Source organism: Shimia sp. R9_3, from assembly GCF_017743755.1.
GTDB lineage: Bacteria > Pseudomonadota > Alphaproteobacteria > Rhodobacterales > Rhodobacteraceae > Shimia.
Window position 1 is genome coordinate 597842 of sequence record NZ_JAGHRP010000002.1, and the last position, 20099, is coordinate 617940.

Genomic DNA, 20099 nt, shown 5'->3' on the forward strand with positions numbered 1-20099 from the left:
CGCCGCGGGCAAAAGCGGTCACGCTCCGGTGCAACAGGACAGAGGGAGCGGCAGATGGCGGGACACGGGTATGAGAGCGGGCGGCTGGATTTGCCGTTTGTGGGGATTTCGACCTTTGGCAAGCGGCCCTATGTTGCCGATTGGGACGCGCTGGACGCGGATGTGGCCATCCTTGGGGCGCCGTTTGATTTTGGCACGCAATGGCGCAGCGGCGCGCGGTTTGGCCCGCGTGCGGTGCGGGAGGCCTCCACGCTGTTCAGCTTTGGTCACGCGGGGGCTTATGACCATGAGGACGACGAGACCTATCTGCCAGCCAGCGTGCGGATCGTGGACATGGGGGATGCGGACATCGTGCACACCGACACGCTCAAAAGCCATGCCAATATCGAAGCGGGGGTGCGCGCCGCTCTGAAGGCGGGGGCGCTGCCCGTAACCATCGGCGGTGATCACTCGATCAATATCCCCTGCATCAATGCCTTTGACGATCAGGGCGATATTCACGTGCTGCAGATTGATGCGCATCTGGATTTTGTGGACGAACGCCACGGGGTGCGCTTTGGCCACGGCAACCCGATGCGGCGCGCGGCAGAAAAAACCTATGTGACCGGGCTGACCCAAGTGGGCATTCGCAACGTGAGCTCCACCGCCAAGGAGGGCTATGCCGATGCGCGGGCCATGGGCAGCTCGATCCTGAGCGTGCGTCAGGCGCGCAAGCTTGGGCCAGAGGGCACCATTGCGCAGATCCCTGAGGGCGCGCGGGTTTACGTGACGATTGATATCGATGCGTTTTGCCCTTCCATTGCGCCGGGCACGGGCACACCGAGCCATGGCGGTTTTCTCTACTATGACGTGCTTGAGATGTTGCAGGTGCTGGCCAAACGCCATGAGGTGGTGGGCATTGATCTGGTGGAAGTGGCCCCGGATTATGATCAGAGCGGGTCGACCGCGATCTTGGCGGCACAGGTGCTGTTGAACCTGTTGGGATTCGTGTTTGCAGCGCGCGATCAGAGTTGAATCGCATTGGCAAAGCACGGGCCTTGAGGTTATGTTGCCCTAGAAAATATGCGTATATATTATAGCTGAGCGCCGTTAGCGCTATACGTTTCTACGCGCGCTTAGCGGGTTTTTGACGGGGCGCAGCGCGCGTCGGAAATCAGGCCGATTACCGCCTAAAAAACTATCTAAGAGTCACATTAAACTATTTTCTTCCTCTCCTGATTGTTCTATGTGCGCCGCCCTGCGGATCGGCTAGTACGCCGGATGATTTGGCGAGGAGACACAATCAATGGAAGACTTCATTGCAAAGCAGAGCGACACTGCGGTTCTCGTTCAAATGCAAAAAGTCCAAATGCAGGCGATGGAGCAGGCCACGGGTGTTGGCTATTGGTGTCTTGACCTGCAGCGAGAGGCGCTCTGGTGGAGCGAGAAGACCAAGCAGATCCATGAGGTGGCCCCGGATTTTGAGCCGGATCTGAGCAAGGCGATTGAGTTTTACCTGCCGGAATATCGTGAGGGGGTGCAGAAGGCGCTTGATCTCGTGCTGTCGGCAGGGACGCCCTGGAATGGGACGCTGCAGATCGTCACCGCGCGGAACCGCAAACTGTGGGTTCAGGCTGTCTGTGCGCCAGTATATTCCGGGGACAAGGTGATCGCGATTGCCGGGTCATTCAGAGAGATATCTGAAGAACAGGAAGGTACTGAAGCGCCCCGGCATCTGAGCTCGCCGCAGGGGATGTCTGTTCTGGAGCTGCAGCACGCGAGCAGAGCGCTCAATGAGGCGGCGATTGTCGCCACGGCGGATCGACGGGGCCGGATCACAAGCGTGAACCAAAAGCTGCTCGATATTTCGGGGTATTCCGAAGAGGAACTGATCGGGGCGGACCACCGCATTCTGAATTCCGGCGAACATGACAAAGACTTCTTTGTCGATCTTTGGAAGACCATTTCCAAAGGGCAGATCTGGCGAGGAGAGATTTGCAACCGACGCAAGGACGGGCGGCTCTATTGGGTGGACACGCTGATCTATCCGATCCGCGGCGAAGACGACAAAGTGGAGAAATACCTCTCGATCCGCTTTGATGTGACCGAGCGCGTGGAAGCCTCCAAGCTGGTGTCAAACTTCTTTGACGTTTCCATGGCGCCGCATTGTATCTTTGATCAGTCGGGGCGGATCCAGCAGGTGAACCATGCTTTCTGCCAGCTGGTGCATAAGACTGAGAAAGAGCTGATCGGGCGGGATATTCTGGAGTTTGTGCAGCCCGAAGATCACGGCGAAGTGCCCAACTTCCAGCAATCGCCTCCTGACCCGCATGTGCCAAATCCGGCGCGTCTGAGGCTGATCGACGGGCATGGCAATGTGCGCCACACCGAGTGGCAGAGCCGCGTATATGGAACGCTGATTATTGCCTCAGGCCATGATCTGACAGCAGAGGTGGAGCGGCGTGAGGCGCTGGATGAGGCCAAACGCTCCGCCGAAGAAGCGAGCTTCTCCAAATCGGCGTTTCTGGCAAACATCAGCCATGAAATCAGAACGCCGCTGAACGCGATTGTCGGCGTTGCGGATGGGCTCTTGGACAAGCCGGGCCTGTCTGAAGAGGACAAGAAACTCATCCAGATGATTTTTGACAGCGGCAAGGTGCTGGAGCGCCAGATGTCGGACATTCTGGATTTTTCAAAGATCGAAGCGGGCAAAAGCGAGCTGTTGAACCAGCCGTTCTCGCCAGAGGACATGTTGCAACGCGCGGTGGCCCCCCATGCGGAGGCGGCGCAGGCCAAAGGTGTGGCCTTTCATGTGGATATTGACCCGCAGGCCAGCATTCCGGTTTTGGGTGACGATATGCGGGTGCGTCAGATCGTGTCCAATCTGGCGTCAAATGCGGTCAAGTTTACGTCCAAGGGGGCGATCACGACGCGACTGCGTTGTGTGGCGGATTGCGAAACCGCCTCTTTGGAAATCACCCTGAAAGACACCGGCGTGGGCTTTCCGACGCGCACCGAAACGGATGAGTTTGACCGGTTTGACCAAAAGGGCAGAAGCAGCACTGAGGGCTACTCCGGCACCGGGCTTGGCCTGTCGATCAGCTCCTCTCTTGCGCGCCAGATGGGTGGCCGCCTGTCGGTGGTGTCTGCGCCGGGAGAAGGCAGTGCCTTCCTTGTGGAGCTGCCGCTGCGGCGGGCACAGCCCGCAGAACCCAAGTTGGTCGCATCAGCGCCAGCCAAGAAATTCGCCGGCAGCCTGAAGGGGCGCAGGGTTCTGATTGCCGAGGACATCAAGGCGAACCAGAAAATCGTCGCTTTGCTGTTGAAGGTCACAGGCTGTGAGACGGCCTTTGCGAACAACGGCAAAGAGGCGGTGGCGCTGTATCACTCCTGGAAGCCGGATGTGGTCCTGATGGATATGATGATGCCGGAGATGAACGGCCTTGAAGCGACACGGGAAATCCGGGTTCAGGAGAGAATACGCCGCCTGCCACGCATGCCGATCCTGATGCTGTCGGCCAATGCCATGCGTGAACATATCCAGCAGGCGGAGGATGCGGGTTGTGATGCGCATATTTCCAAGCCGGTGAATAAGAAGGCGTTGATCACTGCCATTCTGGAACGGGTCGAGAGCGACGCGGGCGACGCGCCGTTGGTGCAGCAAGGCAGCATCAGCGCCTAAGGGCGGGCAGCGCAGCAGAACATGAGAGCACTTGCGGCAGGACGCGCGGCTTCTTAGCGCGTGCCTGCCGGCGCGCTTTGCAGGAGCAGAAAGCCTGCGCCCCTTGAAACCCGCGCGCCAAGGCTTAATGTCGCGCCAACGCGATTTCCAACAGGATCCCCCCATGAAAATGAACCCGCTTGGCCGGACGGGCCGCTCTGTTTCTGAATATTGCCTTGGCACAATGACCTTCGGCACCCAGACCGATGAGGCTGACGCCCATGCGCAGATGGATATGGCGCTGGACCATGGCATCAACGTCATTGACGCGGCCGAGCTTTATCCGGTGAACCCGATTAGCGCGGAGACGCAGGGGCGCACCGAGGAAATTCTCGGTACATGGTTTGCCAAGACCGGACGCCGGGATGCCTGGGTGCTGGCCACCAAACACGGCGGGGCAGGGGTGAAGCACATCCGCGATGGCGCGCCGATCACCGGCGCGTCGGTGCGCACGGCGGTGGAAGGATCGCTGAAGCGCCTGCAAACCGAGCATATCGACCTCTATCAGCTGCATTGGCCCAACCGTGGCTCTTATATGTTCCGCCAGAATTGGGAATATGACCCGTCCGCCCAGAACAAGGCCGAGACGTTGGCAAACATGGAGGAGGTGCTGGACGCGCTGCAGGCGGAGGTCGACCGCGGCACCATCGGCGCCTTTGGCCTGTCCAATGAAAGCGCTTGGGGCACCGCGCAGTGGCTGCGCCTGTCTGAGGAGAAAGGCACCCCGCGTGTGGCTTCGATCCAGAATGAATACTCGCTGCTGTGCCGGATGTTTGACACCGATCTGGCGGAGTTGTGCCTGAACGAAGATGTGGGGCTGCTGGCGTTTTCCCCTCTGGCGACCGGTTTGCTGACCGGGAAGTATCAGAACGGTCAGACACCGGAAGGCTCGCGCAAGGCGATCAACGGGGATCTGGGCGGGCGCGTGAGCCCGCGGGTCTTCGATGCGGTGCAGGCTTATCTGGATATTGCGGCCAAACACGGGCTTGATCCGGTGCATATGGCGATGGCCTTTACGGTGCAGCGCCCGTTCATGTGTTCCTCGATTTTTGGGGCCACCACGCTGCCGCAGCTGGAGCATCTGCTCAAAGGCGCGGAGGTGACGCTGAGTGATGAGGTTCTGGCAGAGATCAACGCGGCCAACCGCGCGCACCCGATGCCTTACTAAACACCAATTTTGAAACGCAGCCCCCAGCACTCACATATTTTGGGGGCTGCGTTTCTGACAAAGGATGACTGAGAAGATGCTTCCTCAAACTGATGAAACCGAAGTGCTGGCCACAATCCGTGCCTCCGGCCCGCGCCGGGTGTTTGGCATTGGCACATTGGCCCTGTTGGGCGGCTTGCTTGTGTATTTGGCGCTGGCCACGTCGCCTGCGCTGATCTGGCAGGTCTTCCTGCTGGTCTTGGGCGTGCTGTCTTTGTGGCTGGCGGAGAGCACGCGGCGGGCAACGGAGAACACCATTCAGCTCACCCGCGCAGGGATGGCGACCGACAGTGGCGAGGTGATTGCCCCTCTGGACGATATTGCGGCGGTGAAGCGCGGTATGTTTGATCTGAAACCGTCCAACGGGTTCACAGTGGTGCTGAAAACCTCGCGCCCCCGCCGTTGGCAGCCGGGCCTGTGGTGGGCTCTGGGGAAGCGCGTTGGCATTGGCGGGGTCACACCCGGCTCCGAAGCCAAGTCGATGGCGCAGATCTTGGAAGCGCTGCTGGTAGAAAGAGGCGGCTCAGAGATCTGAGCCGCCTTTCAAATTGTTTTGCACTGAGCTGCCTATGGATCAGGCGCCGTTCCAGGCGAGGTTGGCCACGAAGCGGGGGCGGGTGAACACGAAGGTGTTCATCGGGAAGCCGTCCCAATCATCGCCCCACCAGCGTTTCATGATCACCGGCGGTGCGTAGGTGCCAAAGGTTTGCACCACAATCAGGCTTTCCCCCGGCACCAGCGTTGGCAGGTTCTCACCAAGCTCGGGCAGGTCCGCATCGGTCAGGGTGCGCGACGGCAGCGTGCTGTGCGACCATTCCAGATCGTGGGCGTTGGTGTTTGAGTCCCAAGACACCAGGCTCACGGTCATTTCTTGCTCGCCACGCAGGGTGGAGATTTCCTCAAACAGGGTGTGCACACCGTCAATGTAGCTGGAGTCCACTGCGGCGGTTTCCCGTGACAGCATGTCAGACACCGCAAAGGCGGCTTTTTCCGTGGTGGAGCGTGCGCGGTAAGCGTCAAACAGCACGGCCATGGCCATCAGCGCTAGGAACAGGGCTGGCCACATGATCACGGTCTCCACCGCGACACTGCCGCGCGTGTCTTTGCGAAAATCTCGGATGAGCTGGAAAACAGATGGAATATTCATGGCTTAACGAGGCTCCTGAACAAAGGCGTTCATGACAACAAGCGCGTAATCACCGGCGTCATCTTTGTGCAGCGCCGATCCGATCATCGACGTTGGGAAGATAGGTGTGACCTTGGCGCAGGCGCGCAGCACCATCAGATCGTTTTCGGCGCCATCTTCAAAACGGGTGACCGGCTGAGTTGCTTCGGAACGATCGGTGCAGATGGTGTTTTCATCCATAGACACATAGTTGCGCGGATCACGGGTCACCATTTCCAGTTTCATGTTGCTTTCGCAGTTTGGAATGATGGAGGCCCGTTCACAGACCTGTGCAACCAATTCGTCATGGCTTGGGGTGAACCCGGTGGAGAGGCGGATGTCGCGCACCGCCATATCCAGAGAGCGCTCCAGATAGGAGTAGCGCAGGGTCATCAGGCCAAGCTCCACAGAGGAGAGGAACAGACCGATAAAGAAGGGCACCATGATGACAAATTCAATTGTGGTGCTGCCGTCTTCATCGCGACGGAACGCGCGGGGCAGATTTGCAAGTCTCCGGATCATTGGGTCAACCTCAACTGGCGAATAGATGTTGCGATGGTTGCGAAGGCATTGCGGATTTCCAGACCGTTCACATCAAAGTAGTGGCTGTCGGAGCTGGCGCAGTCTTTCAGCACGGCCTGACCGTTTGAAGGCGCTTCAAAGCCGATGGTGAAGACGATGATGCCCGCATCTTTGGCCGCCTGACAGACTTCGCGTGTCCGCGCATCTTTCTGGGACGTTTTGAAGGAGCTGCGCACACCGTAGTGCCAGTCGTTGTAGGCCGCGTTGGAGCCCATGAAGGGGCGGTACAGATACTCCGCGATCCAAGAACTCGTCGTGTAGGCCCAGAGGTCAGGATATGTGATGACTTCTGCAGAGCCCGGCTCGTTCACGGTAACTGTCGTGGTGACCTGGCGATAGCGGCGGCAAGAACCGTTCCAGTAGTATGATCTGCATTCCCAGCTGGTTTCGGTCTTGTCATAGACACCTTCACCGTAAGCCCAGTTCTTCCACTCATAGGTCGAGGGCCAGTAGAACAGCGGCTCTGAGGTGATGCCGTCGTAGTCCTGGTCGTTCACATCCTGGCCAACATAGACGGAGTAGAAGTCCTCCTGTTCGTTGTACCAGACATTGGACTCGCCTGAGCGGTAGTCGTCTCTGATATAGTACTGGCTGGTGTTCTGACCGTCAGTCATGAGAACCACCACCTTCAGGGACTCGTTGGTCCCGTATTCATAAGGGCGATCTGCGAAACCACTGGAGATGTGGCTACCTTCGATCAGGTTGGCCGCAATTGGTTCAAAGGACGGATCCACCAGAGCGGTGCCCCATTTCATACCAACGTCGATCGAGGTGTTGCCGCGGGCGGTGAGGGCCGAGATGTAGTTTTTCAGCGTGGTGCGGTCGCTTTCCAGCACAATGGCTTCACGGCCGCTGTCAAACTCACAGACAGGCAAGCTGTTCACCGGTGTCGGCGTCGCATCGCGGTTGTCATAGCGATACCACGGGTCAAAGTGCATGGTGCGCTGGTACGTGGCCGTCGGCGAGATTTCCGTGTTGTTGAAATCGCTGCTGGTGAAGTTCACGCAGTTGGAATAGGCGTTTTCACCCGTGGTGTTCAGCTCTGCCATGACTTCGTCAGGAATGGACACCTGCGTTGCGTAGGGCACGATGGAAACAGACAATGTGCCGTCTTCGGTGTTGTCATCCATTGTGTCGATGAACTCTTGAGCCGCGATCTTGAGGTTGGTCAGGCGGTTGTTGCTGTTCATCGAACCGGACACGTCGAGAACCATGGAGATTTCGATGTTTCCGATGCTTTCGATCGCGGTGCCGGTCGCAGAAACGGTGATTTCGCCGATATCCTGCGTGCTGCTGGTCGCGTCGGTGAGCTGATCAGCGGAGCCCTCTCCAGCCGAAGAGCCGCTGGCTTCGCCGTCGCCGTTCCAGGCCCGTTTGAAGCGCGCGCCAACCTGGCTGTTGCGCAGGACCGTGGGCACGGTGGCGGAGGCGCTAACCTTGCGGTGGTTCAGCGTGATCTCTGAAGATGTCGAAACGCTGTCATATTCGACGCCGGATTTGTCAAAGTAGTCTTCGACCACCGCATCGGGCGCGCGTTCCTGATCCATGTCGGCGGCCGCCAGAACGGCGCGGTCCAGCGTGTGCTGCAGGCGCGTGCGTTTCATTTCTGCCAACATGATGTCGGCGCCCAGGCCGCCAATCATCACCATCATGATGACCAGCACAACGGCGAATCCGACCATCACGCCGTCTTCCTCTTTGCGGAAACGGGTGATTATCCCCAGATTTCCGGCACTTGGACCTGGACTGTTGGTGCGCCGTTTGCGGACTGTAAACTGTTTCATATTACTCACCTCGTATCGACGCATCAAAATGGAGTTCCCACCGAAGTTGCGGTTTGCGCCAAGGATCTTATCCAAGCAGATTGGGGCGGAATTGGGGCCTAAACGGGTGGTTAATGCGGCCTTGAGGCAGGTTTTTTTGTTTTTCAGTAAGGGTTTGGATACAGTCTTTGATTTGACCGGTGTTCTGTTTCCGAACTGAAAACATCCCTGACACGCAACTGTGACATGGATTCCTCTATCGTCACGGGCCGACTTATCGCCTAACTCTTGATTAAGTCGATTGGTGTGACGGTGAGTCGCAGTCGTTTGCTTGTCGGGAGGAAAAAGATGAGCACAATTCAAGAACCGAGTTTTCGGGAAAGTGTCGACCTGATGTTCAACAGAGCGGTTGCTCTGATGGACCTTCCGCCCGGCTTGGAAGAAAAGATCCGGGTCTGCAACGCGACCTATACGGTACGGTTTGGTGTCCGCCTGCGCGGCCAGATCCAGACGTTTACCGGCTACCGGTCAGTTCACAGCGAGCATATGGAACCCGTGAAGGGTGGTATCCGCTTTGCAATGGGTGTGAACCAGGATGAGGTTGAGGCGCTGGCGGCGTTGATGACCTATAAATGCGCGCTGGTGGAAGCGCCGTTTGGCGGCTCCAAGGGCGGCCTGCGGATCGATCCGCGTAAATATGATGAACATGAGCTGGAGCAGATCACGCGCCGTTTCGCCTATGAGCTGGCCAAGCGCGACCTGATCCACCCCTCGCAGAACGTTCCGGCGCCGGATATGGGCACCGGTGAGCGCGAGATGGCCTGGATGGCGGACCAATATGCCCGCATGAACACCACGGACATCAATGCGCGGGCCTGTGTGACCGGCAAACCGCTCAACGCGGGTGGCATCTCCGGCCGGGTCGAGGCCACCGGACGTGGCGTGCAATATGCACTGCGCGAGTTCTTCCGTGATCCGCTTGACGTGAAGAAAGCCGGTATGACCGGATCTCTGGACGGCAAGCGCGTGATTGTGCAGGGGCTTGGCAACGTGGGCTATCACGCCGCCAAATTCCTGAGCGAGGAAGATGGTTCCAAGATCATTGGCATCATCGAACGCGACGGCGCGCTGCACAATCCGGATGGCATTGATGTGGATGCGGTGCAGCAGTGGCTGTCCAAGCACGGCGGTGTGTCCGGCTTCCCGGATGCGAGCTATACCCAGAACGGCGCGGCGATCCTTGAAGAAGACTGTGACATTCTGGTGCCTGCGGCGCTGGAAGGGGTCATCAACCTTGAGAACGCAGCCAACATCAAGGCTCCGCTGATCATCGAGGCCGCCAACGGTCCGATCACCGCGGGGGCAGATGACATTCTGCGCAAGAAAGGCACCGTGATCATTCCGGATATGTATGCCAACGCCGGTGGTGTGACCGTGTCTTACTTTGAGTGGGTCAAAAACCTGAGTCACATCCGCTTTGGCCGGATGCAGCGTCGTCAGGAAGAGGCGCGTCACCAGCTTGTTGTGGATGAGCTGGAACAGATCAGTGCCGCGCTGGGCGGTCAGTATAAGCTCACCGATGGCTTCAAGCAGAAGTATCTGCGCGGGGCGGGTGAGCTGGAGCTGGTACGCTCTGGTCTGGATGACACCATGCGGATTGCCTATCAGTCCATGCGGGATGTCTGGCATTCTCGGGACGACGTGGAAGATCTGCGCACCGCCGCCTATCTTGTCTCGATCGAGAAGGTGGCTGCCAGCTACCGCGCGAAGGGTCTCTGAGCGCATGGCGCCCGTCGATCTGGATATCGGGTGCCGCTGCGGCCGGTTTGGTGCCGTACTCAAAGATGTGAGCCCGCGTATGGGCTCACATGTGCAATGTCACTGCACGGACTGCCAAACCGCCGCGCGCGTGCTGGGCGCAGAAGATCAGTTGTTGCCGCGCGGCGGCAGCGACATTTTCCAAACCACTCCTGCGCATTTGCAGATCATCAAGGGGGAAGAGCATCTGGCCTGTTTGCGACTGTCGCCCAAAGGTCTGATGCGCTGGTATGCGGCGTGTTGTGACACGCCGTTGTTCAATTGCCTGCCGCACACCAAGCTGGCCTTTGTCGGGATCTGGGTTCCGGCGATGCAGGGGGCTGAGGTTTCCAAGGCCATTGGCAAGGTGATTGCGGTGGTGCGCACGCAGGATGCGCCCATGGGTGCGGAGCGGTTGCGCGAATACGGGTTCAACCGTGCGGGGTTTCAGGTGCTGGCCCGCCACTTCAGCGCTTTGATGCGGGGGCAGGTAAAGCAGACCCCCCTGTTTGACATGGCCGGTGCGCCTGTGGTGACACCCCGTGTGCTGACCAAAGAAGAGCGCAAATCCGCCACGCCGTGAAGGCATACCCAAGGCACCGCTCGCTGTGTTCACGCAGGATTTAGCGCTTTTATTAGTATTTTAGCGATACTGTGCTATCCTAAACCAAGCAGACTGATCTTTCGTACTGAACCATGCGTAGAGCCTTTAAAGGGCTTATGGAGACTGTGACCTGAAATGATCCGAGCAACATGCACCATTGCCGTTGTGGCCTGTTTGGCGTCTCAGACGTTTGCGCAGGGCAACGAGGCCGCGCCGGAAGGTTGGGTGTTTCAGCTTGAAAGTGCTTATCTCTCACAAGGCGACTCTGATCTGTCCTCCGGCAGCGCGTTTGCGGCGGAGCGCGGATATCTGCGGCTCGGGTCGTTTAACCGGCGCGCCGACGGTTTGAGTGTTGGCCTGTCAGCCACGCTTGGGCAGACCGATTATGACTTTGACACAGCGGCCCCCTGGGGGCGCATCCGGGAGAACAGCCTGTCGCTGACCTTTGCAGGGCGCAACCGCAATGGCATGAACTGGTTTGTGGCGCCAACGCTGCGGGAGCGCGCAGAAACCGGTGCCGGATTGGATGACGGCGTGACGGCAGGGGCCTTTGCCGGTGTGAGCTGGTCCTTGAATGACCGGCTGACGATTGGCCCCGCCATCGGTGCTTTTGAGGGCGTGGGTAGTGAGGATGTCGATGTCTTCCCGGCTCTGCTGCTTGACTGGCAAATCTCTGACCGGTTCAGCCTCACAACAGGGCCGACGCTTGGAGCCTCGCAGGGGCCGGGGCTGTCTTTGCGCTATGCTCTGGATGACGACTGGGGGGTGACGCTTTCGGCGCGGCGGGAGAGCAATCGCTTTGCGCTGTCAGATCGCGGTGCGACACCCGGTGGCGCGGGCGAAGACACAAGCGTGCCGGTGGTGGTGAGCCTGAACTACAAACCACGCCCTTCGATGAACTTTGCGGTCTTTGCCGGAGCGGAATTTGACGGGCAGCTGGAGGTGGAAAATGCCGCCGGCGCCACGGTGCGCAAAGAGAGCTATGACACTGCGCCATTGCTGGGCATTGCTGTGTCGCTGGCGTTCTGAAACGTCGCAGTAAGGACATCCTTGATTGCAATCAAAAATCTTGCGCCGCATGGTACGCTCATGCGGGCTGAGGATGTGTGCGCAGAGACACGTCTTGGCTTGTAGCGGCGGTATTGTGCGCCAGAGAGATGTGACGAAACAGGGGGGCGGATCATGCGGTTTTCAGGGCTGAAAGTGCTCGCGGAAGGTTTGCGCGGCAATAAGGGCTGGCAGGCCCATTGGCGGGATGCGGAGCCCAAGCCGGAATATGATCTGGTGATCATCGGTGGTGGTGGGCACGGGCTTTCCACTGCCTATTACCTCGCCAAGAACCATGGGCTGACAAATGTTGCCGTGCTGGAGAAAGGCTACCTCGGCGGCGGGAATGTGGGGCGCAACACCACGATTGTGCGCGCGAACTACTTTCTGCAGGGCAACAGCGAGTTTTACTCCCACTCCCTGAAGCTCTGGGAAGGGCTGGAAGAAGACCTGAACTACAATGTGATGCATTCCCAACGTGGGCTGATCAATCTGTTCCACAGTGACGGGCAGCGCGATGCCTTTGTGCGGCGCGGCAATATGATGGTCAATCAGGGCGATGATGCGATCTTGCTCGACCGTGAAGGCGTGCGCAAACATCTGCCCTATCTGGATTTCAAACAGGCGCGGTTCCCGATCTACGGCGGGCTGTACCATCCGCGCGGCGGCACCGCGCGCCACGATGCGGTGGCCTGGGGCTATGCGCGCGGGGCGTCAGACCGCGGTGTCGATCTGGTGCAGAATTGCGAAGTCACCGGCATTGATATCGAAGGCGGCGTTGTCAAAGGTGTGCAGACCACGCGCGGCGCGATCCGTGCCAAGAAGGTGGGGATCATCGTTGCGGGCCGCTCGGGCCAGGTGGCGGCGATGGCGGGGCGGCGTCTGCCGGTGGAAAGCCATGTGCTGCAAGCCTTTGTGACCGAAGGGCTGAAGCCGGTGATCAACCATGTGATCAGCTTTGGCATGGGGCATTTCTACATCAGCCAGTCCGACAAGGGCGGTTTGGTCTTTGGCGGGGATCTCGATTTTTACGCCTCTTATGCGGCGCGCGGCAATCTGCCGATGAAAGAGCATGTCATGGAGGCGGGCATGACGCTGATGCCGATGATCGGCAAAGCCAAGGTGCTGCGCAGTTGGGGCGGGATCATGGATATGACGCCGGATGGCTCTCCGATCATCGACAAGATGGAGGGCATCGAGGGGCTCTATATCGACTGCGGCTGGAACTACGGCGGCTTTAAGGCGGTGCCGGCCTCTGGCTGGTGTATGGCGCATCTGATGGCCACGGATCAGCACCATGAGGTGGCGGCAAAGTTCCGGCTCGATCGCTTCCGCACCGGGGTTGGGATCATGGATGAAGAGGGCACAGGCTCTCAGCACAATTTGCACTGAAATATTTTGATACTGAGGGGGCAGCAATGAAGACTGCAATGAAAACGATGGCCCTGACCACTGCGCTTTTGGCTGGACCTGCATTGGCGGATGGGCTGCCTGAGGGCTGCTATGTGCGGGACTACTCCGACGCGCATTTGGCATCGCAACCCCAGCAGGTTGTGGATTGGATGCAGCTTTGGGTGTACCAAAATCAGTTTGAAAACAAATCTGCCATGATGCAGGTCCGGTTTGCCGCGCAAGGGCATGTGGCAGGCACACGCCATGCGGGGCAGGTGCTGGATCAATCGGCATTGTGCTATGAGTTTGAAGGTGGTCCGACCTGCGTGGTCGATTGTGACGGAGGCCGTTTCCAAGTCGTACGGGACACGGGCGACGCCATCACCATTCAGACAAATTACTTTATGGTTGGCCAAACCGGCAGCTGTGGTGGCGCGGCAGATTTGGCGGAGAAACCGGACCAAGCGGTCAAATACAAACTCTACCGCGCTGATGCGCGCCAATGTGCGGGCGTACGTGCCCTTCTGGTGCGTGACGGGGTGCCGCCGCAAGAGGGTCCAAGCGATACGGGGGACAGCAAATGAGGTTGACATGTCCAGTGTGCGGCGCGCGTGACCGGCGCGAGTTTTACTATATGGGGGACGCGGTGGCGCTCCAGCGGCCTTCGCCGGAGGCCAGCGATGAGGTGTGGGATGATTATCTGCACAACCGCGCAAATCCGGCGGGGGAGACCCGCGATCTGTGGCAGCATGAGGCGGGCTGTGGGGCGTGGCTTGTGGTGCGGCGCAACACCATCACCCATGAGATCTACGATGTGACGCTGGCCTGCGACGCCAAACAGGCGCTCCAAGAGGAGGCGGAAGCATGAGGATTGCGGGCAAGGGGCAGATCAACCGCGACAAGCCGGTCACCTTTCAGTTTGACGGCGCACCGGTCAGCGGCTTTGAAGGCGACACCGTGGCCTCGGCGCTTTTGGCCAATGATATCAAGCTGGTGGCGCGCTCTTTTAAATATCACCGGCCGCGCGGGATTATGGGGGCAGGCTCTGAGGAGGCCAATGCGCTGGTCACCTTGGGGCGAGGATCCAGACAGGAGCCCAACCTGCGCGCCACAATGATCCCGGTGCGGCAGGGGCTGGAGATTTTCAGCCAGAACCGCTGGCCGACACTGGGAATGGATCTGCTCTCCGTGAATGATCTGGCCGCACCGTTTCTGGGCGCGGGGTTCTACTACAAGACTTTCATGTGGCCGCGCGCCTTTTGGGAGCGGCTTTATGAGCCGATGATCCGTCGCGCGGCGGGGCTTGGCGCGCTGAGTGGGCGGAACTGTGAAGAGCGCTATGAGAAAGCCTATGCGTTCTGCGATGTGCTGGTGATTGGCGCGGGGCCTGCGGGTTTGATGGCGGCGCTGACCGCTGGGCGCGCGGGGGCCGATGTGATCCTCGCGGATGAAGATATGCACATGGGCGGGCGGCTCAACGGTGAGGACGAAGAGGTCGGCGGCATGCCGGGCGCGGCGTGGGCCGCAGAGGCGGTGGCGGAGCTGGCGGCGATGCCCAACGTACGGCTGATGACACGCACCACGGTGACGGGCGCTTATGACCAAGGCACATACGGCGCGTTGGAGCGGATCGTGGACGGGCCTGCGCGCAGCGACAAACCCCGCGAATGTTTCTGGCGGATCGTGGCCAAAGGGGCCGTGCTCTGTGCCGGTGCGATTGAGCGGCCCATCGCCTTTCGCAACAATGACCGTCCTGGGATAATGGGTGCGGCGGCAGTGCGTACCTATCTGCACCGCTATGGCGTGGCGCCGGGCAAGGCCATCACCCTGTTCACCAACAACGACAATGGTCACCGCACCGCGCGCGATCTGATCCGGGCCGGGGCGCATGTGGCGGCGGTGCTGGATACGCGCCATGACGGGCCGGAGGGCGAGGGCTATAGCGTGATCCCGGGGGCTGAGGTCTGCAACGCAGGCGGTCGGCGGGCTCTGGAAAGCATCACCTATCGCACCGTAAGCGGTGAGGAAAAAATTCGCACCGATTGTCTGGCGGTGTCCGGCGGCTGGAACCCGACGCTGCATCTGACCTGTCATATGAACGGGCGGCCGGAATGGAGCCGCCAGATTGAGAGCTTTGTGCCGGTGCCCGGGGCGATCCCGGGATTGCGCACTGCGGGGGCCTGTCAGGGGACATTCTCGACCCATGGCGCGCTGACAGAAGGCGCGGCAGCGGCGCGCGATGTGCTGGCGGAGCTGGGGCTTGATGCCTCTGAGGTGGCAACACCGGAGGCAGAAGATGCCCCCTACGCGCTGAAGGCCCATTGGGCCGTCGCGGGCAGCGGACGCGCCTGGCTTGATTTTCAGAACGATGTGACCGTGAAGGATGTGAAGCAGGCAGCGAAGGAGAATTTCCAGTCTGTTGAACATATGAAGCGCTACACCACGCAGGGCATGGCACCTGATCAGGGCAAGAACTCCAACATCGGCGCACTTGCCATTCTGGCGGATGTGACCGGGCGGGGCATTCCTGAAACCGGGACCACCACCTACCGCCCGCCGTTCGTGCCGGTGACGATAGCGGCCATGGGGGCAGGGGCGCAGGGCAAAGGCTTTGCGCCGGAGCGTTTCACCACCAGCCATGCGGCCAGCGTCGCGGCCAAGGCCCCGATGATAGAGGCGGGGCTCTGGTATCGCCCGAGCTATTTCCCAAACGCCGGGGAGGTGAAGTGGCGCGAAAGCTGTGATCGCGAGGTCACGATGGTGCGCAACGCGGTGGGCATTTGCGATGTCTCCACATTGGGCAAGATCGACGTGCAAGGCCCTGATGCGGCTGCGTTTTTGGATTTTGTCTACACCAACACCATGAGCACATTGAAGCCGGGGCGCGTGCGCTATGGGCTGATGCTGCGCGAAGATGGCACGGTGATGGATGACGGCACCTGCGCGCGCATGGGGGAAAACCACTATGTGATCACCACCACGACCGCAGCTGCGGGCACGGTGATGCGCCATCTGGAATATGTGCACCAATGTCTGCGGCCCGAGCTGGATCTGGCGATGATCAGCACCACAGAGCAATGGGCGCAGTTTGCGGTGGCCGGACCAAAGGCGCGCGCTTTGCTGAATGAGGTGCTGGATGCGCCGTTGGAGGAGAGCGCTTTCCCCTTCATGGCCTGCGGTTCCGTGCAGATTGGCGGGGTTGATGCGCGACTGTTCCGGATCTCCTTCAGCGGGGAGCATGCCTATGAAATCGCGGTGCCAGCACGCTATGGTGCCAGCTTGTTTGACGCGCTCCTGACCCAAGCTGAGGCGCTGGGCGGCGGGGCCTATGGCATGGAAGCGCTGAATGTGCTGCGGATTGAAAAGGGCTTTATCACCCATGCGGAAATTCACGGCCGGGTCACGGCCTTTGACATCGGCATGGAGCGCATGGTGAGCCAGAAGAAAGACTGTATCGGCAAAACCATGAGCGAGCGGCCCGGGCTTTGGGGCGAGGAGCGTGAACAGCTGGTTGGCCTGATGCCGGTGGGGCCGGTGAAGCAGTTGACGGCGGGGGCGCATCTGTTTGCGCCTGAGGCGGAGCCTGTGCGGCAAAACGAGCAGGGCTACACCACCTCGGTGGGCTATTCGCCGACGCTGGAAAGCTTCCTTGGATTGGCGTTTTTGCGCAATGGGCGCGCGCGTCATGGTGAGGAGGTGATGATGGTGGATCATCTGCGGGGCGTGACGGCGCGCTGTAAGGTCTGTGATCCGGTGTTTTTTGATGCTGATGGAGGGCGGTTGCGTGATTGAATTGAAAGCAAAATCCGCCTGTGAAGGCCTGCTGCCCAAACGGGTTGGCGACATGCGTATTGAAGAGGCTGAGACAAGGCATATCACCTCGATTGCCCCACTGGAGGGGCAGGCAGCAGCAGTTGATGAGGCACTTATGGTGGCGCACAAACTGAGCTTTCCCAAGCCAAACCGCAGCACGGGACGGGCTGGCGAGCGGCTGATCTGGAGCGGACGCGGGCAGGCCTTTCTGATGGGGCCTGCGCTGGCGGCGGATCTGAGCGGGCTCGCGGCGGTGACCGATCAGAGCGACGCCTGGGCGGTTGTGAGACTGGAAGGAGAGCAGGGTGCCGATGTGCTGGCACGGCTTGTGCCGGTGGACCTGCGCCCCCAGAGCTTTAAGCGCGGGCATACTGTGCGCACGCTTTTGGGGCATATGACCGTGTCGATCACGCGGGTCGGCGACAGCAGCTTTCAGATCATGGCGTTCCGCTCGATGGCCAAAACCCTGGTTCACGAGCTCATAACAGCGATGGAAAGCTTGGGAGCACGGGGGTAATCTCTCCGGATCAGAAGTGATTCAGGAGAGTGGGGATGGTCCGGTATATTGTGGCGTTTGCGGCGTTGGGCCCGATGATGGGAACAGCGGCCTTTGCGGCAGACAACAAAGAAGAGGTCTGCGGCTATCAGGGCGCGGTGATGACAGCCATTCAGGAGGCCCGTCTGGACCGCGTGAAAGAGCGCGACCTGCAGGAGCACCTGAAGGCCAACAACCCGAGCTGGCCAGAAAGCTACAATGTGGCGATCCCGCAATTTGCCCCGATTGTGTATGAGGCGAAGCGGCGCGATCTCAAAAAGATCGATTTGGGCGCACAGATTGAGCAGCAGTGTCTGGACAATTGGGATCAGATACAGGAATTGCAGAAGTCCGTTTCCAACTGACCCTCTGTCTGATGTGATCTGACCCATGTCTTTGCCACCCGGATTCCTCGATGAATTGCGCAGCCGTACCTCCATCACGCAAGTGGTGGGGCGCAAGGTTATGTGGGATCAGCGCAAATCCAATCAGGGCAAAGGCGACATGTGGGCGCCGTGTCCGTTTCACCATGAAAAAACGGCGTCTTTTCATGTGGATGACCGCAAAGGCTATTACTATTGCTTTGGCTGCCACGCCAAGGGTGACGCGCTGAAGTTTGTCACCGAGACGGAAAATGTCAGCTTCATGGAAGCGGTGGAAATTCTGGCCGAAGAGGCCGGAATGCAGATGCCCAAACGTGATCCGCAGGCGCAGCAAAAGGCGGATCGGCGCACACAGCTCGCTGAGGTCATGGAGATGGCCACACAGCATTTCCGTTTGATGCTCAACACCGGCGCAGGCGGTGCGGCGCGGGCCTATCTGGATGGGCGCGGGCTGTCTCAGGAGGCGCGCGACCGGTTTGGCATCGGCTTTGCGCCGGAGGGCTGGCAGGGGCTGTGGGATCATCTGACCGGCAAAGGTGTCGCGCCGGATCTGATCCTAGGCGCTGGGCTTGCCAAACCCTCAACCAAGGGCGGCAAGCCTTATGACACCTTCCGCAATCGGATCATGTTTCCCATTCGGGACGCGCGCGGCAAATGTATCGCCTTTGGCGGCCGTGCGATGGACCCCAATGACAATGCCAAATATCTTAACTCGCCTGAGACCGAGCTGTTTGACAAGGGGCGCAGCCTCTACAATCACGGCCCCGCGCGCGAGGCCGCTGGCAAAGGGCAGGCTTTGATTGTGGCGGAAGGCTACATGGATGTGATCGCCCTCAGCGAGGCGGGATTTGGCGCGTCGGTTGCGCCGCTTGGCACCGCGGTGACCGAGAACCAGCTGCAGCTTTTGTGGCGCATCTCTGATGAGCCGATCATTGCGCTGGATGGCGACAAGGCGGGGCTGCGTGCCGCGATGCGGGTGATTGATCTGGCACTGCCGTTGCTTGAAGCCGGCAAGAGCCTGCGGTTTGCCATCATGCCTGAGGGGCAGGATCCGGATGATCTGATCCGCGCCAAAGGGGCGAGCGCGGTGCAGAAAGTGCTGGATGGGGCCATGCCGATGGTCAACCTGCTGTGGCAGCGCGAGATTGAGGGCAAGATTTTTGACAGCCCGGAGCGCAAAGCCGCACTCGACAAGACTCTGCGCGAAAAGATCAAGCTGATTCAGGATTCATCGATCCGCAGCCATTATGGCGATGCGATCAAGGAGCTGCGCTTTCAGCTCTTCCGGCCCCAGCGCGGCGGCGGGGTAGGCGGCGGCAAGCGTGGCGGCTTTCAGCGCGGGCGCTGGAATGCGCAGCCGACGGTACAGGCGCGCACCAAAGTCTCGATGTTGGCCGCCAGCGAAGGCGCTGTTGAGCAGCGGGTGCGCGAGGCCGTGGTGCTGGCGGTGGCCCTGATGACACCTGAGATGCTGGATGATTTCGAATATGAGATCGAGAGCATGGATTGTTTGGATCAGGACAACGCCCGGATGCGCGATGCGCTGATGCAATTTGCCAACACGCCGGACCCGCGCGCCAATATTGAGGGATATCTTGGCCCGGAGGCGGTTGAAAACCTGCTGCGCCAACCCCATGTGGCGATTACCCCTGCAGTTCTTCGTGCCGGCGACACAGCGCTTGCGCGCAAAACCTTGAGAGAAGAACTCAACAAGTTGAAAGCTGAACGTGGCTTACGGCAGGAGATCGCAGAGGCGGAAGAAGAAGCGCATTCTTTGACAGATGAAACTGTAACGTGGCGATTGGGACAGGCCGCAGAGGACAGCAACAAGGCCAAAATCTCAAGTCAGGACGAAGAAGGCGGCGATTATGCGGTCGGAGCCAACGGGGCACCGATCGACAGAGAGGAACGCGCGGCGCTGGATGCGCTGGCTGAAAACATTGATTTTTCACGGGGCGGGAAGCCACCACGACGCGGATAATTTCCGCGCGAGTCGGCTGTCGATTCTACCTTGTGAGCAACAGATGAAGAAAACGGGCTTTGTGGGGTTGCGAATCACCCCGTGTAACGGTTGATTCGACGCTAGCGAATCACCTTCAGCCCGAACTTGC

Annotated in this window: 17 protein-coding genes; 14 read left to right on the forward strand and 3 right to left on the reverse strand. The window is 59.7% G+C overall.

Annotated elements, in window-relative coordinates:
- Nucleotides 1-54 precede the first annotated feature (54 nt).
- The 4 genes from speB to J7412_RS07365 all read left to right on the forward strand — a co-directional run bounded on the left by speB (nt 55) and on the right by J7412_RS07365 (nt 5442).
- Nucleotides 55-1014, forward strand: coding sequence for an agmatinase (speB, locus tag J7412_RS07350; RefSeq protein ID WP_209078064.1), 960 nt, complete (start codon nt 55-57; stop codon nt 1012-1014).
- 271 nt (nt 1015-1285) lie between these two features.
- Nucleotides 1286-3661, forward strand: coding sequence for a PAS domain S-box protein (locus tag J7412_RS07355; RefSeq protein WP_209078065.1), 2376 nt, complete (start codon nt 1286-1288; stop codon nt 3659-3661).
- Nucleotides 3662-3824: 163 nt separating this feature from the next.
- Nucleotides 3825-4868 (forward strand): aldo/keto reductase, encoded by a 1044-nt coding sequence (locus tag J7412_RS07360; protein WP_209078066.1) that lies wholly within the window; start codon nt 3825-3827, stop codon nt 4866-4868.
- Between the two features lie 76 nt (nt 4869-4944).
- A complete protein-coding gene (locus J7412_RS07365) occupies nt 4945-5442 on the forward strand; it encodes a hypothetical protein (protein ID WP_209078067.1) in 498 nt (165 codons plus the stop codon).
- Nucleotides 5443-5481: 39 nt separating this feature from the next.
- On the opposite strand, the gene J7412_RS07370 is transcribed toward J7412_RS07365, so the two are convergent.
- Genes J7412_RS07370 through J7412_RS07380 form a run of 3 tightly spaced genes read right to left on the reverse strand, consistent with a single transcriptional unit; the run spans nt 5482 to nt 8438 of the window.
- On the reverse strand, nt 5482-6054 hold the full coding sequence (locus J7412_RS07370) for a TadE/TadG family type IV pilus assembly protein (RefSeq protein ID WP_209078068.1): 573 nt from the start codon (nt 6052-6054) through the stop codon (nt 5482-5484).
- Nucleotides 6055-6057: 3 nt separating this feature from the next.
- The gene (locus J7412_RS07375) at nt 6058-6594 is read right to left on the reverse strand and encodes a TadE/TadG family type IV pilus assembly protein (protein WP_209060773.1); all 537 of its coding nucleotides are present in this window, start codon (nt 6592-6594) and stop codon (nt 6058-6060) included.
- Nucleotides 6591-8438, reverse strand: a complete 1848-nt coding sequence (locus tag J7412_RS07380) for a Tad domain-containing protein (protein WP_247743802.1) — start codon at nt 8436-8438, stop codon at nt 6591-6593. Before J7412_RS07380 ends, J7412_RS07375 begins: the two co-directional genes overlap by 4 nt.
- A 327-nt stretch (nt 8439-8765) precedes the next feature.
- Between J7412_RS07380 and J7412_RS07385 the strand changes: the two genes are divergently transcribed.
- From J7412_RS07385 to dnaG, 10 genes are all read left to right on the forward strand, one after another.
- Entirely contained in the window at nt 8766-10196 is a 1431-nt protein-coding gene (locus J7412_RS07385) for a Glu/Leu/Phe/Val dehydrogenase (protein ID WP_209078069.1), read from the forward strand.
- 4 nt (nt 10197-10200) lie between these two features.
- Nucleotides 10201-10797: a DUF6151 family protein gene (locus tag J7412_RS07390; RefSeq protein ID WP_209078070.1), complete on the forward strand. Its 597-nt coding sequence runs from the start codon at nt 10201-10203 to the stop codon at nt 10795-10797.
- Nucleotides 10798-10953: 156 nt separating this feature from the next.
- Nucleotides 10954-11847, forward strand: coding sequence for a hypothetical protein (locus J7412_RS07395; protein ID WP_209078071.1), 894 nt, complete (start codon nt 10954-10956; stop codon nt 11845-11847).
- A gap of 153 nt (nt 11848-12000) precedes the next feature.
- Entirely contained in the window at nt 12001-13257 is a 1257-nt protein-coding gene (locus tag J7412_RS07400) for a sarcosine oxidase subunit beta family protein (RefSeq protein ID WP_209060765.1), read from the forward strand.
- 38 nt (nt 13258-13295) lie between these two features.
- Nucleotides 13296-13841, forward strand: a complete 546-nt coding sequence (locus J7412_RS07405) for a hypothetical protein (RefSeq protein WP_209078072.1) — start codon at nt 13296-13298, stop codon at nt 13839-13841.
- Nucleotides 13838-14125, forward strand: a complete 288-nt coding sequence (locus J7412_RS07410; protein WP_209078073.1) for a sarcosine oxidase subunit delta — start codon at nt 13838-13840, stop codon at nt 14123-14125. Before J7412_RS07405 ends, J7412_RS07410 begins: the two co-directional genes overlap by 4 nt.
- Nucleotides 14122-17049, forward strand: coding sequence for a sarcosine oxidase subunit alpha family protein (locus J7412_RS07415; protein WP_209078074.1), 2928 nt, complete (start codon nt 14122-14124; stop codon nt 17047-17049). Before J7412_RS07410 ends, J7412_RS07415 begins: the two co-directional genes overlap by 4 nt.
- The gene (locus tag J7412_RS07420; protein WP_209078075.1) at nt 17042-17587 is read left to right on the forward strand and encodes a sarcosine oxidase subunit gamma; all 546 of its coding nucleotides are present in this window, start codon (nt 17042-17044) and stop codon (nt 17585-17587) included. The genes J7412_RS07415 and J7412_RS07420 overlap by 8 nt, the downstream gene beginning before the upstream one ends.
- 35 nt (nt 17588-17622) lie before the next feature.
- On the forward strand, nt 17623-17970 hold the full coding sequence (locus tag J7412_RS07425) for a hypothetical protein (RefSeq protein WP_209078076.1): 348 nt from the start codon (nt 17623-17625) through the stop codon (nt 17968-17970).
- A gap of 25 nt (nt 17971-17995) precedes the next feature.
- A complete protein-coding gene (gene dnaG / locus J7412_RS07430; protein WP_209078077.1) occupies nt 17996-19969 on the forward strand; it encodes a DNA primase in 1974 nt (657 codons plus the stop codon).
- Nucleotides 19970-20099 lie beyond the last annotated feature (130 nt).

Coding starts and splice junctions, on each gene's coding strand:
- speB (WP_209078064.1), top strand. CDS start 55: ATGGCGGGACACGGGTATGAGAGCGGGCGGCTGGATTTGCCGTTTGTG.
- J7412_RS07355 (WP_209078065.1), top strand. CDS start 1,286: ATGGAAGACTTCATTGCAAAGCAGAGCGACACTGCGGTTCTCGTTCAA.
- J7412_RS07360 (WP_209078066.1), top strand. CDS start 3,825: ATGAAAATGAACCCGCTTGGCCGGACGGGCCGCTCTGTTTCTGAATAT.
- J7412_RS07365 (WP_209078067.1), top strand. CDS start 4,945: ATGCTTCCTCAAACTGATGAAACCGAAGTGCTGGCCACAATCCGTGCC.
- J7412_RS07370 (WP_209078068.1), bottom strand. CDS start 6,054: ATGAATATTCCATCTGTTTTCCAGCTCATCCGAGATTTTCGCAAAGAC.
- J7412_RS07375 (WP_209060773.1), bottom strand. CDS start 6,594: ATGATCCGGAGACTTGCAAATCTGCCCCGCGCGTTCCGTCGCGATGAA.
- J7412_RS07380 (WP_247743802.1), bottom strand. CDS start 8,438: ATGAAACAGTTTACAGTCCGCAAACGGCGCACCAACAGTCCAGGTCCA.
- J7412_RS07385 (WP_209078069.1), top strand. CDS start 8,766: ATGAGCACAATTCAAGAACCGAGTTTTCGGGAAAGTGTCGACCTGATG.
- J7412_RS07390 (WP_209078070.1), top strand. CDS start 10,201: ATGGCGCCCGTCGATCTGGATATCGGGTGCCGCTGCGGCCGGTTTGGT.
- J7412_RS07395 (WP_209078071.1), top strand. CDS start 10,954: ATGATCCGAGCAACATGCACCATTGCCGTTGTGGCCTGTTTGGCGTCT.
- J7412_RS07400 (WP_209060765.1), top strand. CDS start 12,001: ATGCGGTTTTCAGGGCTGAAAGTGCTCGCGGAAGGTTTGCGCGGCAAT.
- J7412_RS07405 (WP_209078072.1), top strand. CDS start 13,296: ATGAAAACGATGGCCCTGACCACTGCGCTTTTGGCTGGACCTGCATTG.
- J7412_RS07410 (WP_209078073.1), top strand. CDS start 13,838: ATGAGGTTGACATGTCCAGTGTGCGGCGCGCGTGACCGGCGCGAGTTT.
- J7412_RS07415 (WP_209078074.1), top strand. CDS start 14,122: ATGAGGATTGCGGGCAAGGGGCAGATCAACCGCGACAAGCCGGTCACC.
- J7412_RS07425 (WP_209078076.1), top strand. CDS start 17,623: ATGGTCCGGTATATTGTGGCGTTTGCGGCGTTGGGCCCGATGATGGGA.
- dnaG (WP_209078077.1), top strand. CDS start 17,996: ATGTCTTTGCCACCCGGATTCCTCGATGAATTGCGCAGCCGTACCTCC.